Raw genomic sequence first — 14,954 nt, forward strand, 5'->3', positions numbered from 1 at the left:
TTGAGGCATGGAGTGCATCGCATCCCATGGGCCGCCATCGTCACCGCGCCCGCATTGCTGAATCCTTACTGGCCGGGGCCGGGCGCCGATGCGTGCGTCACGCGCACTTCCAGCCCCACCGCGCCATTGCGCGCTTCGATGGTCCAGCCATGGGCGGCGGCGATCTCCTGGCAGATCGACAGGCCCAGCCCGGCCCCTTCGTCGCGCCGGGACGCACCCCGCCAAAAGCGCTCGCAGAGCTTGCCCAGGTGCTCCGGCGCCACCCCCGGCCCTTCGTCGGACACCACGAACCCCCGGCCATGCACCTGTAGCCGCACCACGCGATGCGGCGGGCTGTGCTGGATGGCGTTCTCCAGCAGGTTCTTGAGCAGTGTGAAGAGCGCGCCCCGGTCGGCGTCCCAGAGTCCCACGCCCTCGTCGAAAAACAGCGCGATCTGCACCTGGCTGCGCTCGGCCACACGGTCCATGAAATCGCTGGCCTCCAGGATCGCGGAGCGCGGGTCGCACCGCTCGATCCGGTAGTTGCGCTGCTCGCTGGCCTCGGCCAGGTGGAGCAGCTGCTGCACCTGGCGCGCCATGCGGTCGATGTCCTGGAGCAGGTAGCGGCTGTGCCCGCTGCCACCGGCCTTGCCACCGCTGTGGCCGCCCAGTTCCACCTGCGCACGGATCAGCGACAGCGGGGTCTTCAATTCATGCGCGGCATTCGCCAGGAACTCCTGCTGCGTCTGAAACCCCAGCTGCACGCGGTCCAGCGCCCGGTTGAAGGCATCGACCAGCGGCACCAGTTCGCTGGGCAGATCGCCCAGCGCCAGCCGGTCGCCCAGGGACTGCGGCGTGATGCGCTGTGCCTGCAGCGATGCGATGCGCAGCGGCTCGAGCACCCGGCGCAGCGTCAGGTGCATGGCGATCACGAAAATCACGAGGAACGTGAGGCAGGTGGCCACGATGCCCTTGCGCAGCGCCGGCAACCCGATGCTGTGCTGCAGCAGCAGAACGATTCGGTCGCTGATGGCGAACTGCACATACCACGTCCGGTCGGGCCGCTGCAGGGGCACCGTGGCAGCATGCATCGCCACGCCGTCGCGCTGCAGCGCGAAGCCCTTGCGCTGTGGATCGAACCCCAGGCCCTCGGGCGCCAGCGGGAATCTTTTCCCGTCGGTGGTGTAGAACACCGCGCCGTGCGGATCGACGATGCGCAGCACCACCTCTTCGCTCAGGCTGGCGAAGGGCCATTCGTCGATGCGGGACCGGTCCAGGCCCACGGGCAGTCCCGCGCCGTCGAAGCGGATGATCCTGGCGATCGACTCCGCCCGCTCGATCACGCTGTGCTGCAGCATGTACCGCTCCAGCGGTTCGAGCAGCACCATGACGACGGCCATGACCAGCCCGCCGCTCAGCAGCATGCCGGCCACGTACAGCAGCAGCAGGCGCCCGCGAAAGCTACGGGGCCAGTGGCTTTTCGCGGACGGCATATCCATGGGTCCTGATGTTGGCGATCTGAACGCTCGATCCCACCGCAACGAGCTTGCGCCGCAGCCGGTGCAGCGCCACGTCCAGCGCGTTCGGCGTGACGGCCTCGGCGATGCCCCAGGCGGCGGCCTCCAGCTCCGAGCGGCGCACCACCTGGCCGGTCTTGCGCAGCAGGCACAGCATGATCTGCACCTCGGTGAGCGGCAGCGCAACGGTTTCCCCGCCGCACACCAGGCACCCCCGGCCCGCATCCAGGCGCAGGTCGCCGTACACCGGGTCCAGCGCCTTCAGGTGGGAGGGCCGCCGCAGCAGCGCCCGCACCCTGGCGATCAGCTCCTCCATGGGAAACGGCTTGGTCAGGTAGTCGTCCGCGCCGGATTCGAGGCCGTCGACCCGGTCGTGCAGCGCGTCCCTGGCCGTCAGCATCAGGCAGGGCACGGTCTGGTCCCCCGCGCGCAGCCGCCGCACCAGTTGCAGGCCGTCGCCGTCCGGCAACCCCCGGTCGATCACCAAGGCGCCGTAGGGAATGTCGCGCAGTGCGAGCCAGGCCGATTCGATGTCGGAAAAGGCATCCACGGCAATGCCGGCCCCCGCCATGGCCTGGCGGATGAGATCGGCCAGCCGTTCGTGGTCTTCTACCAGTGCGATGCGGTTCATCCTCGGGTCCATCCAAAAATACCTGGCGGCCTGCGCGCGGCGCAGGCCCCGAAAATCAGCGGGCCGTCAGCGACAGCAGCCGGTCCACCAGGGGGCCGATGCTGCTGCCATCGCCGGACACCCGCCCCTGCACGAGGTCGAGCCGCAGGCCTTCGATGGCATACCGGCACACCCTGTGCGTGGCGAGGTCCACCGAATCCGTGGCGCACATCTCCTCGACGAAATCCGACCAGATCGCCGGATACTGCGGATCGCCGAGCACGGCAGCCACCGCCCGGCGCTGGTGGCTCCGCAGGGCCGCCAGGCTCGCCCCCATGGCGCGCAGGTAGGCCCGCAGATGCCGTGCCGGGCCGCAGGGCTCGGCGGCCAGGGCGTCGTCCAGGAAGCGGCGAAAGTCTGCCACGTAGTCGTCGAAGACCTCCTCGGAAAAGCCCTTCGGCCCGCCGCGCCGGCCCCGCCGCGCGCACGCCCGGCCAGGGGATCGCCACCAGGGCAGGCCGCTGCCCGGCCCGAAGGCCGGCCCGCCCGGCACGGGCCCGCCGAAAATGCGCGCAGCGCCACGCATCTCAGAACCGGTGGATGTAGCCGACGGTGGCGCGCGACATGCTCGAGCGCCCCACGATGGGGCTGTTCTTGATCTCGTCGGGCAGGCTCGTCGCGCTGACGTCGAGGAACACCATCTGCCGAGGCCGGATCGCGTAGTCCAGCCGCAGCCCCAGCTCCATCGTGGTGGCTGCCTTGCCGGTGTACTGCGCGCGGCCGGGCTGCGCCTCGTTGGGCCGCACGCCGAAGTAGTAGTCCACGTACTTTTCGTCGAGCCACTGCGCCTGCACCCGGGGCGTCAGCCCGAAGCTGCCGAAGCCGAACCGCCGGTCCACCTGCAGCTGCAGTTTCTGGCCCTTGCTTTTGCTGGACAGGTCGGACAGCCACTCGCCCGAAACGCGGGCGAAGCCGGTGTTCCAGGTGACGGCCGCGCCGCCCCACACACTGCCATCGCGGTCGGCCATGCCGGCGAGCCGGGGCGAATCGCCGGCCTCGTAACCGCCATCCTCGTACTTGATGCGCCCCGTCAGGCCGATGCTGCTCTGCGGGCCGAACTCCTTTTGCAGCAGCTTGACGTCGGCCGTAGCGCCGCTGACGCGAAACCAGCGGCTCTCGTAGAACAGCAGCGGCACGGCGATGTTCTTGCTCTCCGCCCCCGCGTAGGGGCGCCGCACGGCCGAGGCACCGATGCCGATGCCCCAGCTGGACGCAGCATCCGGCGCACCGGCGGCGGATGCGGCGTCGGTGCGCCGCTCCTGCGCGGCGGCTTGCGTCGCGGCCAGGAGGCACAGGGTGGCGGTGGCGGCGCCCAGGCAGGCGCGCGGGCATTTCTTGAGGGGCGTGAGAGAGAGGGTCATGGGCGGGAACAGGGTTGCTGGAAAACCGATGTTCGGCGCCCCCGCATTACCGGCGACTTACTGGGCGCCCTGCCCGCCGCGAAAAAGCCGGTGTGCCGGCACAAAACCAGAGAGGCCGGCGAGCGCCCGCCGGCGCAAGGGGGCATACAGCTATATTTTTTATAGCAATACGCCCTAGTAAAACATGCACTGGAGCCGTTTTTTGCTCCAAACGGCCCTGGCGAGCCCTACCGGCGGGCAGCGGCCCGCCGCGCCTCACACCGGATAGGTGCCCGGCAGCAGGATCGAGCGGTCCACGCGGTGGATGTCCGTGTGGCCGCAAAAGGCCATGGTCACGTCCAGTTCCTTCTGGATGATCTGCAGCGCGCGGGTCACCCCGGCCTCGCCGAAAGCGCCCAGGCCGTACAGAAAGCTGCGCCCGATGAGCGTGCCGCGCGCGCCCAGCGCCCAGGCTTTCAGCACGTCCTGCCCGCCGCGGATGCCGCCGTCCATCCACACCTCGATCTCCTGGCCCACCGCCTCGACGATGGCCGGCAGCGCGTAGATCGACGAGGGCGCGCCGTCGAGCTGGCGGCCGCCGTGGTTGCTGACGATCAGCGCATCGGCGCCGCTGGCCACGGCCAGGCGGGCGTCCTCGGCGTCCATGATCCCTTTGAGGATCAGCTTGCCGCCCCAGCGCTTCTTGATCCACTCCACGTCGCGCCAGTTGAGCTGCGGATCGAACTGCTCGGCCGTCCACGACGACAGCGACGACAGATCGCCCACGCCTTTGGCATGGCCCACGATGTTGCCGAAGCTGCGCCGTTGCGTGCCCAGCATGCCCAGGCACCAGCGCGGCTTGGTCGCCAGGTTGAGCAGGTTGGCCACCGTGGGCTTGGGCGGCGTGGACAGGCCGTTCTTGATGTCCTTGTGCCGCTGGCCGAGGATCTGCAGGTCCAGCGTGAGCTGCAGCGCCGACACGCCCGCCGCCTTGGCGCGGTCGATCAGGCGCTCGATGAAATCGCGGTCGCGCATCACGTACACCTGGAACCAGAATCCCGGCCCGGCGTGCGTGGAGACGTCCTCCAGCGAGCAGATGCTCATGGTGGACAGCGTGAACGGCACGCCGAACGCCTTGGCCGCGCGCGCGCCCAGGATCTCGCCGTCGGCATGCTGCATGCCCGTGAGCCCCGTGGGCGCGATCGCCACGGGCATGGCCGTCTCCTGCCCGACCATCCGCGTGCGCGTGGTGCGGCCTTCCATGTTGACCGCCACGCGCTGGCGCAGCTTGATGCGCTGGAAGTCTTCGCTGTTGGCGCGGTAGGTGCTCTCAGTGTAGGAGCCCGAGTCTGCGTAGTCGTAGAACATGCGCGGCACGCGGCGCTTGGCGACGACGCGCAGGTCTTCGATGCAGGTGATTTTGGACAGGTCGGCCAAGGGAAACGCTCCTGGGTGTTTTTATGGGATGGGGAGGCCACGCCCCTCCACGGCGAAGGGATAGCGCAGCGCACGGGCATCGTAGCGGCGGCCCCGCCGCATGGGTGCTGAAGACTTTTCCCCGGCCCCTGAGATTTTTTGACGGGCCGGACGCGCGGGCCCTGCCCGGCCCCTGCCCCGCCGGGTGGCCTACCGGCGCGCCAGCGCCACGCCCAGGATGGCGACGACGAAGCCCACGATCTGCAGGCCGGTGAGCGTCTCGCCGAAGATCCACCAGGCCTGCAGCGCCGACAGCGGCGGCACAGCCAGCACCAGCGCCGCGGTGCGCGTGGCCTCGCCGTGGCGCATGAGCCAGATCAGCAGCGTTGCGCCGCCGATGGACAGCACCAGCACGGCATAGGCCAGGTAGCCCCACAGCAGCGGCGAGCCGTCCCAGCGCGGCTCGCCGAAGACCAGCGCCATGAACACCAGCACCGTGACGGCCCCCACGTTCTGCACCGCGCTGGCACTGCGCAGGTCGCCAGCGGCCAGCGGCGACTTCTGCACCATCGATCCCACCGTGAGCGCCAGGATGCTCCCGGCCGCCGCCAGCAGCACCGGCAGCGTCAGCCCGGCCGCCCCGGCACTGACCGCCAGCCGCGGCCACAGCACCATCGCCACGCCGCTGAAGCCCAGCGCGAGGCCCGCCCAGGTGGCGGCCCGCAGGCGCCCACCCAGCAAGGTGACCGCGATGAGCGCGGTGAACAGCGGCTGCAGCGCACCGATCAGCGCCATCACGCCCGAGGGCAGGCCCTGCGCCATGGCCCACCAGCTCGGCCCCACGTACAGGCCGCTCATGAGCGCCCCGGCCACCAGATGCAGCGCGATGCGGCGCTTCCCGCGCGGCCAAGGCACGCGCGCCCACAGGGCCGCCGCGCCGAAGAGCACGGCCACGCCGATGAAGCGCACGGCCAGAAACCAGAACGGATCGGCGTGCGCCGACACGCCCCGCCCCACCAGGAAGCCCGTGGACCAGATGACGACGAAGAGCAGCGGCGCGATGGCGGTCATGCCGCCCTCCCGCACGCCACGGCCGGCGCCCGGCGGCGCCGCGCGCACCGGCCGTCGGGGAGCTGCGCACAGGCGCCGAACGCAAAGCATGGTTTCATTTCTTGAGTCCTGCGCCCCGCACTTCGAGGCTGATCGTGTCCAGCACCTGCCCGCCGCCGTCCAGCAGCTCCACGCGGTGCCGCCCGGGCCACGGGAGCCACGCCCACTGCGCGCCCCGGCCCTGCACCCGGCCGTCGATGCGCCAGCGCAGGCCGGCGTGCGCCTGGGGCTGCGCCGAGGTCGCCGCGAACTGCAGCCGCTGACGGTCGGGCGGAATGTCCGGGTCCAGCGCCACGATGGTGCCGGGCGCGGGCGAGAGGATGCGCGGCGACGGCGCCTGCAGGCCGTCTTCGGGTGCGCTGGAGGCCGGGTTGGGGCGATTTGGGCCGGACGCCAGGGCTTTCATTGGCTGTTCTGCTACGTTATCGATAGCAAAAAGGGGCTGCTGCGTGCCGGCGATGAACCACTCCTGCCGCGCGCTTTCGATCAGGCGCGCGCCGCCGGGCTCGGGGCCGAAGCGCACGGCCGCCTGCACCAGCCCCTCGGGCGGCGCGGGCGGGCGGCTGCGCACGCCCGCGCCGGCGCGGTGCAGCCAGCCCATGATCTCGGCCCACACGGGCGCGGCGCCGCTGGTGCCGCTCACGTCGTGCATGGGCGCGCCGCTCGCGTTGCCCACCCACACGCCCACCGTGTAGCGGCGCGACCAGCCCAGCGCCCAGTTGTCGCGCATGTCCTTGCTGGTGCCGGTCTTCACGGCGGTCCAGAAACGGGTGGCCAGCACGCTGTCGGTGCCGAAGGTGCGTGCGCGGGCATTGCCGTCCGACAGGATGTCGCCCACCAGAAAGGCCGCGCGCGGGTCCATCGCCGGCGCCGCTGGCGTGGCCGCGCGCGGTGCACCGGCGCCCTGCTGCACGGGCGTCACGGCCACCGGCCCGTAGGGCCCGCCGTTGGCCAGCGCCCGGTAGGCATTGGCCAGGTGCAGCAGCGGCACCTCGGCGCTGCCCAGGGCCAGGCTGTAGCCGAAATAGTCGCCGCTCTCGCGCAGCGGCAGCCCCAGCGCGCGCAGCTGGCGAAAGAAGGCATCGGGGGACACCATGACCAGCGTGCGCACCGCCGGCACGTTGAGCGACGCCGCCAGCGCCGTGCGCGCGGACACCCAGCCCTTGAACTGGCGGTCGTAGTTCTGCGGAATGTAGAGCCCGCTGGCCGTCGGGATGTGCGCGCTCGAATCCTCGATGAGGGACGCCGCCGTCAGACGCTGCTCGGCGAACGCCTGCGCATACAGGAACGGCTTGAGCGTGGAGCCCGGCTGGCGCGGGGCCAGCACGCCGTCCACCTCGCCGGCCTGGCTCAAAGCGCCGGACGACCCCACCCACGCCAGCACCTCGCCCGTGGCGTTGTCCAGCACCACGACGGCGCCGTCCTCCACGTTGCGGCCCCGCAGCTCGCGCAGGTGCTGGTGCAGCGTCTGCACCGCAAAGCGCTGCAGCGGCGCGCTCAGGGTGGAGGTGACGCGCTCGCGGCGCGCTGGCTCGGCGTCCGCGGCCGGGGTGTCCGAAGGCACCGCTTGCGCCGCCACGGGCTGGCGCAGCAGGTAGCGCGCGAAGTGCGGGGCTACGCCATCGGCGCCGTCGAAGGCCCGGCGCTGCAGCGCGGCGGTGGTGAACAGGTCCAGCGCATCGCAGGACGGCACCACCGGCTTTTGCATCTCGCGCAGCACCCCGCAGGCGCGCTGCGCGACCAGGGCGGGCCGGGCATTGGGGGCGCGCACCAGCGCGGCGGCCACGGCGGCCTCGCGCTCGTCCAACCCGTGCGCGGCCTTGCCGAACAGCGTGCGCGAGAGCGCGTCGATGCCCACGATCTCGCCGCGAAACGGCACCAGGTTGAGGTAAGCCTCCAGCACCTGGTCCTTGCGCCAGCGCCGCTCCAGCACCTGGGCGGCCACGGTCTGCCCCAGCTTTTGCACCACGCTGCGCCCGCCCGCGCCCTGGCGCCAGTCGCCGTCGAGCAGGCCGGCCAATTGCATGGTGAGCGTGCTCGCGCCGCGCGTGCGCTGGTTCCACAGGTTGCCCCAGGCGGCGGCCGACACCGCGCGCCAATCCACGCCGCTGTGCTCGTAAAAGCGCTTGTCCTCGCTGAGCACCAGCGCCGTGCGCAGCGCGGGCGAGACCTCGGCCAGGGGCACCCATTGGCCGCGCCGCACGGTGGCATCGGTGCGCAGGCGCTGCAGCACCTCGCCCTCGCGCGAGAGCACCAGCGTGTCGGAGGGGCGATAGTCCGCACGCACCTCGTTGAAGGTGGGCAAGGCCCACGCAGCCGGGGCGGCGATGCCGGCCAGACCCAGCGCGAGCAGCGCCCGCCCCACGGCCACTGCGCCATGGCGGACGGTGGCGGTTCCGATACCGGCGCAGACCTCGTGGCGGCCCCGCCCATTGCGACGCCAGGTGGCGATGCTGCGCACGACCGCGAGAAAATCCATGGGCATGGGAAGAAGGAGGATGGGTCGGAGAAAAAGAGAGTGAAGGCCGGCCCGCAGGCCGGCGGCGACCGGGGATTGTCGCCTCCTCCCGTGACGCCGTCCCACCCGGCGTTGCACCGGGCGATGGCCGCGCCCCGGATCGCAGACGCAGGGCGGGCCCTTCCGATTCTCGCGCAGAAGCCGCCCCGCGCCGCGCAGGACCCGAACGGACCCTGGGGACTTTCGCGCATCGCGCCGCACCCTCGTGTAACCTTTGGCGCAACGCCACTTCGCTCCGGCATTGGTCACGGAGCCAGCTGGCGGGTCCTCTCCGGCGGGCCTTGGTGCCATGCCCCAGGGGACCTCCCGCTTTCATGTTCGCCGTGCCCCGGGCCGCAGCCCGCGCTGCGCTGGCGGGCCCTCCATGCGCCCTTCTGAACCGTGCGGCACACGCCCCGCACCTGCGCACCACCCCATTGAAAGGCCACTGCTTTGCCTTGCTTTACCGCACCCCGCTTCCTGGCCGCTGCCATGGCAACCGCCGCCGGCCTGGCCGGCAGCGCCGCGTTCGCCCAAGCCATGCCGCCGCGCCTGTCGGCCCCGCTGCCCACCACGCAGAACGCGATGATCAACAACACGCAGATCACGACGGACGATTTCCGGCAGGCCTACGTCAGCCAGACTCCGCAGGTGCGGCAGCAGGCCGAGCTCTACCTCACGGGCGTGCTCGACGCCACCGAGGGGCGTGCGTGGTGCGGCTACCCCACGCTCAAGACCATCACCATCGACGAGCGCCTGTTCACCGAGCTGAAGAAGGTCGAAGGCCCGGCCCTGCAGCAGCGCGCCTCCAAAACCCTGGTCGCCATCCTGTCCAAGCAATTCCCTTGCCGGAGCCCGCGTTGACCAAGCCCATCTTCGAGAACCTCAAGTCCCACCACTATTCTTCCGACCGCATGCAGCCGACCCGATTCATGGACGGCGACAGCGTGTACCGCGAGATCGGATACGACATGGGCCAGCTGAAGCGGCAGAACGCCGGCTACGAAAACACCTGCGCGGTCCGCATGAGCCTGGCGCTGCTGAAGTCGGGCACCGGCATCACCGGGCGCCTGAAAATCAAGGAGGGCCCGCTCAAAGGCGGGTTCGTGGAGCCGGGCGCGAAACTGCTGGCCGACCAGCTCATGCAGCGGGGCGTACTGGGCTACCCGCAGATCCTCACGCCAGAGAACGTGCAGGCAAAGATCCAGGGAAAGCGCGGCGTGATCTTCTTCTGGAAGATGGCCAGCTACAACGGCGGCCACATCGATCTGGTGGAGTCCACCAACGCTGCGGCCGTCTGCAGCTCGGCCTGCTATTTCGACTCCAAGGAAATCTGGTTCTGGCCGCTGGACTGACGGGCCGCAGCGCGGGCCACTTTGCGTGGCCGCGCGCCGCGCTCGGGGTCCGTCGTGGCGACCGCGTCAGTTCTTGGTGGCCGCGTCCCAGTGCTCGGCGATCTTGCCGTTCTCGATGCGGAACATGTCGAACCAGGTCGTCGTGTATTTCTTGGTCGGGTCCTGCGGGTCCGTCATTTCGCGCACGAAGCTCAGGATGACCTTGTCGCCCTCGGCCGTGATCGCCACCAAAGGCGCCTTCACGCGCGGCTCGATGGGCGTGGGCGGCACGAACTGCGAGAAGAAGGCGATGAAGGCCGCGCGGCCCGTGGCCACCGTGGGGTTGTGCTGGATGTAGTCTTCCGCCATGTACTTGGGCGCCAGGTCCATGTGGCCCGCCTCGAACACCTCGCGCCAGAAGTTGTAGACCAGCCGCTTGTTCCACGCCAGCCGCCAGTCGTGGCTCATGAGCAGTTGCTCATGGTCCGGCTGCTCCACCACCGGCACCTGGGCGTGGGCCGCCACCGGCAGGACGATCGCCGCCGCGAGAACGCAGCGGGCCAATAGTTGCTTCATGAAACTCCCCTTCCAGAATCGATGGACACGGCGGATTTATATCTGCCGGCCGCGCCGGCGGCGCGGGCCCGCCGATCTTTGTGGTGAGGCAATGTTTCAATCCTCAAATTTGCTCAGTGCCCTGGCCAAACGTCGTGCGGTGGGGTATAGCCCCAAGGCTTGCCGGCAGGCCGTCATGGCCCGATCTCAGGCGCGCGCCGGCTCGGCCTGCGGGCCGCGTTCGCGCGGCGCCACACGCGCAGCACATGCCGGGCCGCGCGGGCCAGGGCTTCGTCGAGCGCAGTGCGCCAGTCCCTGGCCACCGACGAGACCACCACGGGGCTCGCGCCGTCGGTGCGCAGCTCGATCCGGCAGCGCTTGTCCACCCCGCCCCGGGGGCCGTTCACGTCGGCCAGCTGAATATCGGCACGCGGCACCTGCGCACTCAGGCGCCGGAGCACGAACCGCACGCGGCGATCGACGGTTTCGCGCATCGCGGTCGCTTCGGGATGGCGGGACTGGAAAAAAATCTGCATCAGCGTTCTCCTTCGTTGGAGCAGGCACCTTAGCCCGCGCGCCTGCAGGGGCACAGCAGTTTTCCTCTGCCGACACCCTCTGAAAAACCTGCTGCCTTGCAGCCAGCCCGTCGGTCGCAAGGCTTCGGTCAAACCGATGCAGCCATCTCAGAAAACCTGCTTCTTCCATCGGCCACCCGGCCGCACATTCAAGGCTGTCACCACCCCAGGAAACCCCATGAATCGCCCCATGAAGCCATTGCCCCTTGTCTCCCACCTGCTCTCCTCCCTGCGCGCCCGGGCCCTGCAGTGGCTGCAGCAGGTGTCGCACGGCAGCGGCGCGTTGCGTGCACCGGTGCGCGTTCCCGTGCGGATCGACGCCGCACGCCCTACACAGCCGGCGCGCCACCGCCGCTACCGCGACTGACGCGGCCTGCTCGCCCAGCACCGTTCGCCCCCACAACACTTCACAAAGGAACACCCCATGCGCAGCTACCCCACCAACAGCCCCGAAGCAGCGGCCCGGATCGTCGGCCTGCTGCTGATCTCGGACGGCCACGTCAGCCGTTCGGAAACGGATGCCCTGCAGCGGCTGGACATCGAACGCGAACTCGGCCTGGCGCCCGGCGACTTCGCCCAGGTGCTGCACGCGCTGTGCGAAGACCTCTTGATGGGGGCGCGCGAGCGCCGCCTGCTGACCGGAAACCTCGACGAAGCCGCGCTGGCCGCCCTGATGGCCGAGGTGACCGAACCGGAACTGCAGCAGCGCGTGCTGCACTTCGCCTGCACGGCGGCGACCGCGGACCACCACCTGGCGGCCGCCGAGGCCTGGATCATGGAAGCCGCGCTCAAACACTGGCGCATGGGCGAGGCATCCGATGCGCCCAAGGCCGCGCCGGTCGCGGCCGGCCTTTGAACAGGGCCGCGCACGGGCCCGCCGAAGGCTAGGCCGCCGCCGCGTGGGCCGCCGCGACCATCTGGCGCACCAGCGGATGGTGCTGCCCGCGCCGCGACCAGATGGCGTGCACTTCCTCGCCGATATCAGGGCAATCGCCCAGCAGGCGCAGGCCCCGCACCAGCCCCACGTCCTGCGCGCCCAGTTGGCTCACGGGGAACACCCCGAGCCCGCGGGCCGCGAAGACCGCGAGCAGCGCGCTGTCTTCGAACTCACCCACCACCTGGGGCCGCACGCCAATGTCCTCGAACCAATGGTCCAGCGTGGACCGCAACGGCGAATGGGACGTGGGCAACAGCACGGGAAGGTCCTGCAGCGACTGGGGGAACCGGTCGCGCGCGTGTTTCCTGACCAGCGAGGCCGGCCCATACCACTGCAGCGTGGACCGCGCGATCCGCTCGCTGGTCAGGCGCTGGGTGGGATTGCGCGGCGCGGCCTGCCCGGCCAGCACCACGTCCAGCTGGTGCAGGGCCAGCTCGGACAGCAGCTCGTCGAACTCGCCCTCGTGGCACACCAGGCGAAGGTGCGGTGTGGCGAGCACCGGCTCCAGCAGGGCATGCGCTGCCAGCTTGGAGATACCGTCCGACAGCCCCACCGACAGCCGGGCGACCTTGGCGCTCGCCGCCTCGCGCACCTCGTCGGGAATGCCCTGCCCCAGCTGGAAGATCTCTTCCGCCCGCGCATAGGCTGCCTGGCCCGCCTCGGTCAGCACCATCCCTCGGCCCGAGGGCTTGAGCAACTGGTGGCCCAGGTCCTTCTCCAGATCCCGCACCTGCGCGCTGATGGTCTGCACCGCCATCTCCAGGCGGTCCGCGGCGCGGGCAAAGCCGCCTTCCTTGGCGACCATCCAGAAATAGTAGAGATGGCGGTAGTTCAACATGCAGCCTCCGGATCGGAAAAACCGAATGCTATGTTCGATAAAAGCTGGTGTCCATCGAATGCCGCCTTGGCCATACTGGGCGCTCGCCCATTCGAAAGGACAACCTCCATGTTTTATGCCATCAGCTGGTTTCTCTCTCTATCGCTTCTCGCCCTTTGGTCGCTGGCCTGCTGGGGCATGCATGCCATGGCGGTCTGGGCAGTGTCCAGCGCAGGCGCGCTGGCCGGGGGCACGTCTGCCATGAATGCCATGGTGGTGCCCGACTGGATCAGGGGCTGGATACCGCCCGAGCTGGCCCGAGAGCTCGCGGCCATGATCGCTTCCGCCGGCCCGATGGTTCAGGCGGCGCTGGACACCGTGCCCGCCTTGGCCGGCGCCGTGACCGTGCTAGCCTGGGCCTTGTGGGGCCTGGGCGCCGTGATCTTGCTGGCGGTTGCCTTCGGGGTCCACGTCCTGATCGCGCTGCTCAAGGGCCGGCGGACCGTGCACGGCACGCCGCGCGCCACGGTCGTCCAGTAACAGGCCCGCTCCCGGCCCCCCCGCGCGCCCTGCGCCGGGGCCGGGCGGTGCTCACTGATTGGAGATGATGGTGAGCAGATCGCCCCGCACATCAGGGTTGTCGGTGTATTTCTTGTACAGCGGCGCCATGCGGCGCACATAGGGAGAGAAGTCGGACACAGTCACGAACTGCACGCCTTCCTTGGCCACATTGGCACGGGCCGAGACCACGCGCTTTTCCCATAGGTTGCGCATCAGCAAGGCAGAGGCCTTGCCCGCTTTTTGAAAGGCCTGCTGGTCCTGCGCACTCAGCCGGTTCCAGAGCTTGGTGGACACCACCAGGGCCTCGGGAGAGATGGTGTGCTGGTCCAGCAGCATGTATTTGGCCAGCTTGTAGTGGCCGGTCGATTCGTAGGAGACCAGGTTGCCCTCGGCGCAATCGATGGTGCCGTTGCGAAAGCTGTCGAGCACTTCCTTGTAGGGAACGACCACCGGCGTGGCGCCGAGCAGTTTCACCATCTCGATGTAGGTGTCCGACTGCTGCACGCGCACCCGCTGGCCGGCCAGGTCTTCGCGCCGGGTGATCGGCTTGTTGGCGCAGTAGAACGAGCGCGCGCCGCCGTTGTACCAGCCCAGGACCACGAAGCCGGAGGCCTTGAGCTTCTCGGACAGGCGCTCGCCCATGGCGCCGTCGAGGTATCGGAACATGTGGGCGGCATCGCCGAACAGGAAGGGCAGGTTGAACGCCTGCAGGCCGGGTGCGGCCTCGGCCAGCGGGCCCAGGTTGAATTCGGCCAGGTCGATCTCGCCGGCCTTCATCATCGTGACCGCCTTGCCCTGGTCGCCCAGCACCGCATCGGAAAACAGCTTGATGGTGTAGCGGCCCTGGGTGGAGGCTTCCACCTCACTGATGAAGCTCTTCATCGCCTCGGTGACCGGGTAGCCGTCGGGGTGGGTGTTCCAGGCCCGCAGCGGCGTCTGGGCCCCCGCGGGTACCGACGCCGCCATGGCCATCACCGCCGCCGATGCAAGCATCGGAAAATTCATCTTGCGCATCGTGTCCCCCAAGTGTTCGAAAAATGCCTGTCCGCCAGCACGGCATCGTGCCCTGGCAGCGCATTTCGCTGGGGGCGCGCCGACATGGCCTGCGCATTCTCCGAGGGGGACTCAGCCGTAGCAAGCGCTTCTCACGGGAGGTGCGACGGGCAAACCACAGCCGCTCGAAAGGAGCAGTTGGCGAGCGGAGCGGGATGTGATAGCCCGGGCGCTTACCGCTGCCGCGCCGGCTTCTCGAACGGCTTCATGGAACGGCTTACTTGCAGCGCAGATCGAGCATCTTGCGGGCGTCGATGCGGTAGTCGCAGCGTTCCACTTTCTGGGTCAATTCAACATCCACCGTGCGCGCATCGGCGTAATGGCAGCGCACGTTGACGGTGCGCCCCGCCGCATACACGTACCCGAGCTGCCAGTGCCCCGCGCGCTCCTTGGCGACGTCGGGCACCAGGGTTGCCAGGTCTTCGACCGGGCCGTCGAACACATCGACCTGCCGCAAGGGCTGGCCGGGTTGCGCTGGACAGACCCCGGCGGCCTGCGAGGTCGGCATGCCGCCGTTGGCTGCGGCGAACAGCAGCACACCCAGGATCGGCCGGGCCCATGGCATGGGCAATCGTGTGCAGCGCGCACCGCCC

17 protein-coding genes are annotated in these 14,954 nt (G+C 69.7%); 5 read left to right on the forward strand and 12 right to left on the reverse strand.

Annotation, left to right across the window (positions count from 1 at the left end; translation table 11 throughout):
* Positions 1 to 65 precede the first annotated feature (65 nt).
* From AVAK2825_RS05565 to pbpC, 7 genes are all read right to left on the reverse strand, one after another.
* The gene (locus tag AVAK2825_RS05565; RefSeq protein WP_284394962.1) at positions 66 to 1,472 is read right to left on the reverse strand and encodes a sensor histidine kinase; all 1,407 of its coding nucleotides are present in this window, start codon (positions 1,470 to 1,472) and stop codon (positions 66 to 68) included.
* Entirely contained in the window at positions 1,441 to 2,127 is a 687-nt protein-coding gene (locus AVAK2825_RS05570; protein WP_284394963.1) for a response regulator transcription factor, read from the reverse strand. Before AVAK2825_RS05570 ends, AVAK2825_RS05565 begins: the two co-directional genes overlap by 32 nt.
* Before the next feature lie 55 nt (positions 2,128 to 2,182).
* Positions 2,183 to 2,692 carry a hypothetical protein gene (locus AVAK2825_RS05575; protein ID WP_284394966.1) on the reverse strand — a complete coding sequence of 170 codons (510 nt, stop codon included), beginning with the start codon at positions 2,690 to 2,692 and terminating at the stop codon, positions 2,183 to 2,185.
* Between the two features lies 1 nt (position 2,693).
* A complete protein-coding gene (locus tag AVAK2825_RS05580; RefSeq protein ID WP_284394968.1) occupies positions 2,694 to 3,527 on the reverse strand; it encodes a MipA/OmpV family protein in 834 nt (277 codons plus the stop codon).
* Positions 3,528 to 3,782: 255 nt separating this feature from the next.
* On the reverse strand, positions 3,783 to 4,943 hold the full coding sequence (locus tag AVAK2825_RS05585) for an alpha-hydroxy acid oxidase (RefSeq protein ID WP_284394970.1): 1,161 nt from the start codon (positions 4,941 to 4,943) through the stop codon (positions 3,783 to 3,785).
* Between the two features lie 189 nt (positions 4,944 to 5,132).
* Positions 5,133 to 5,993, reverse strand: a complete 861-nt coding sequence (locus AVAK2825_RS05590) for a DMT family transporter (RefSeq protein WP_284394972.1) — start codon at positions 5,991 to 5,993, stop codon at positions 5,133 to 5,135.
* A 94-nt stretch (positions 5,994 to 6,087) separates the two neighbouring features.
* Positions 6,088 to 8,397: a penicillin-binding protein 1C gene (gene pbpC / locus AVAK2825_RS05595; protein WP_284395324.1), complete on the reverse strand. Its 2,310-nt coding sequence runs from the start codon at positions 8,395 to 8,397 to the stop codon at positions 6,088 to 6,090.
* A gap of 624 nt (positions 8,398 to 9,021) precedes the next feature.
* Between pbpC and AVAK2825_RS05600 the strand changes: the two genes are divergently transcribed.
* Together AVAK2825_RS05600 and AVAK2825_RS05605 are read left to right on the forward strand one after the other, a co-directional pair.
* Complete coding sequence (locus AVAK2825_RS05600) at positions 9,022 to 9,393, forward strand: Rap1a/Tai family immunity protein (protein ID WP_284394974.1); 372 nt, start codon at positions 9,022 to 9,024, stop codon at positions 9,391 to 9,393.
* A complete protein-coding gene (locus AVAK2825_RS05605) occupies positions 9,390 to 9,884 on the forward strand; it encodes a T6SS effector amidase Tae4 family protein (protein ID WP_284394976.1) in 495 nt (164 codons plus the stop codon). The genes AVAK2825_RS05600 and AVAK2825_RS05605 overlap by 4 nt, the downstream gene beginning before the upstream one ends.
* A gap of 66 nt (positions 9,885 to 9,950) precedes the next feature.
* Here the strand turns inward: AVAK2825_RS05605 and AVAK2825_RS05610 are convergent, their stop codons facing one another.
* Positions 9,951 to 10,439 carry a nuclear transport factor 2 family protein gene (locus AVAK2825_RS05610; protein WP_272564504.1) on the reverse strand — a complete coding sequence of 163 codons (489 nt, stop codon included), beginning with the start codon at positions 10,437 to 10,439 and terminating at the stop codon, positions 9,951 to 9,953.
* 173 nt (positions 10,440 to 10,612) lie between these two features.
* Positions 10,613 to 10,954, reverse strand: a complete 342-nt coding sequence (locus AVAK2825_RS05615) for an HPF/RaiA family ribosome-associated protein (protein ID WP_284394981.1) — start codon at positions 10,952 to 10,954, stop codon at positions 10,613 to 10,615.
* Positions 10,955 to 11,183: 229 nt separating this feature from the next.
* On the opposite strand from AVAK2825_RS05615, the gene AVAK2825_RS05620 reads away from it, so the two are divergent.
* Both AVAK2825_RS05620 and AVAK2825_RS05625 read left to right on the forward strand, forming a co-directional pair.
* Positions 11,184 to 11,360 (forward strand): hypothetical protein, encoded by a 177-nt coding sequence (locus AVAK2825_RS05620; protein ID WP_284394983.1) that lies wholly within the window; start codon positions 11,184 to 11,186, stop codon positions 11,358 to 11,360.
* Between the two features lie 57 nt (positions 11,361 to 11,417).
* The gene (locus AVAK2825_RS05625; protein ID WP_284394985.1) at positions 11,418 to 11,849 is read left to right on the forward strand and encodes a TerB family tellurite resistance protein; all 432 of its coding nucleotides are present in this window, start codon (positions 11,418 to 11,420) and stop codon (positions 11,847 to 11,849) included.
* Positions 11,850 to 11,877: 28 nt separating this feature from the next.
* On the opposite strand, the gene AVAK2825_RS05630 is transcribed toward AVAK2825_RS05625, so the two are convergent.
* A complete protein-coding gene (locus AVAK2825_RS05630) occupies positions 11,878 to 12,768 on the reverse strand; it encodes a LysR substrate-binding domain-containing protein (protein ID WP_284394987.1) in 891 nt (296 codons plus the stop codon).
* A gap of 108 nt (positions 12,769 to 12,876) precedes the next feature.
* Between AVAK2825_RS05630 and AVAK2825_RS05635 the strand changes: the two genes are divergently transcribed.
* Positions 12,877 to 13,287: a hypothetical protein gene (locus AVAK2825_RS05635; RefSeq protein ID WP_284394989.1), complete on the forward strand. Its 411-nt coding sequence runs from the start codon at positions 12,877 to 12,879 to the stop codon at positions 13,285 to 13,287.
* A 51-nt stretch (positions 13,288 to 13,338) separates the two neighbouring features.
* Here the strand turns inward: AVAK2825_RS05635 and AVAK2825_RS05640 are convergent, their stop codons facing one another.
* A complete protein-coding gene (locus AVAK2825_RS05640) occupies positions 13,339 to 14,301 on the reverse strand; it encodes a TRAP transporter substrate-binding protein (protein ID WP_284394991.1) in 963 nt (320 codons plus the stop codon).
* A 277-nt stretch (positions 14,302 to 14,578) separates the two neighbouring features.
* Positions 14,579 to 14,926: an STY0301 family protein gene (locus tag AVAK2825_RS05645; RefSeq protein ID WP_502870487.1), complete on the reverse strand. Its 348-nt coding sequence runs from the start codon at positions 14,924 to 14,926 to the stop codon at positions 14,579 to 14,581.
* Between the last annotated feature and the right edge of the window lie 28 nt (positions 14,927 to 14,954).

Origin of the sequence: Acidovorax sp. SUPP2825 (assembly GCF_030158995.1) — a bacterium.
In the GTDB taxonomy this organism is placed as follows: Bacteria; Pseudomonadota; Gammaproteobacteria; order Burkholderiales; family Burkholderiaceae_C; genus Paracidovorax.

What these genes read in the sequence shown, in the direction of transcription:
- AVAK2825_RS05565 (WP_284394962.1), bottom strand. Translation starts at nt 1,472, where the DNA reads ATGCCGTCCGCGAAAAGCCACTGGCCCCGTAGCTTTCGCGGGCGCCTG.
- AVAK2825_RS05570 (WP_284394963.1), bottom strand. Translation starts at nt 2,127, where the DNA reads ATGAACCGCATCGCACTGGTAGAAGACCACGAACGGCTGGCCGATCTC.
- AVAK2825_RS05575 (WP_284394966.1), bottom strand. Translation starts at nt 2,692, where the DNA reads ATGCGTGGCGCTGCGCGCATTTTCGGCGGGCCCGTGCCGGGCGGGCCG.
- AVAK2825_RS05580 (WP_284394968.1), bottom strand. Translation starts at nt 3,527, where the DNA reads ATGACCCTCTCTCTCACGCCCCTCAAGAAATGCCCGCGCGCCTGCCTG.
- AVAK2825_RS05590 (WP_284394972.1), bottom strand. Translation starts at nt 5,993, where the DNA reads ATGACCGCCATCGCGCCGCTGCTCTTCGTCGTCATCTGGTCCACGGGC.
- AVAK2825_RS05600 (WP_284394974.1), top strand. Translation starts at nt 9,022, where the DNA reads ATGGCAACCGCCGCCGGCCTGGCCGGCAGCGCCGCGTTCGCCCAAGCC.
- AVAK2825_RS05610 (WP_272564504.1), bottom strand. Translation starts at nt 10,439, where the DNA reads ATGAAGCAACTATTGGCCCGCTGCGTTCTCGCGGCGGCGATCGTCCTG.
- AVAK2825_RS05615 (WP_284394981.1), bottom strand. Translation starts at nt 10,954, where the DNA reads ATGCAGATTTTTTTCCAGTCCCGCCATCCCGAAGCGACCGCGATGCGC.
- AVAK2825_RS05620 (WP_284394983.1), top strand. Translation starts at nt 11,184, where the DNA reads ATGAAGCCATTGCCCCTTGTCTCCCACCTGCTCTCCTCCCTGCGCGCC.
- AVAK2825_RS05625 (WP_284394985.1), top strand. Translation starts at nt 11,418, where the DNA reads ATGCGCAGCTACCCCACCAACAGCCCCGAAGCAGCGGCCCGGATCGTC.
- AVAK2825_RS05630 (WP_284394987.1), bottom strand. Translation starts at nt 12,768, where the DNA reads ATGTTGAACTACCGCCATCTCTACTATTTCTGGATGGTCGCCAAGGAA.
- AVAK2825_RS05635 (WP_284394989.1), top strand. Translation starts at nt 12,877, where the DNA reads ATGTTTTATGCCATCAGCTGGTTTCTCTCTCTATCGCTTCTCGCCCTT.
- AVAK2825_RS05640 (WP_284394991.1), bottom strand. Translation starts at nt 14,301, where the DNA reads ATGCTTGCATCGGCGGCGGTGATGGCCATGGCGGCGTCGGTACCCGCG.
- AVAK2825_RS05645 (WP_502870487.1), bottom strand. Translation starts at nt 14,926, where the DNA reads ATGCCATGGGCCCGGCCGATCCTGGGTGTGCTGCTGTTCGCCGCAGCC.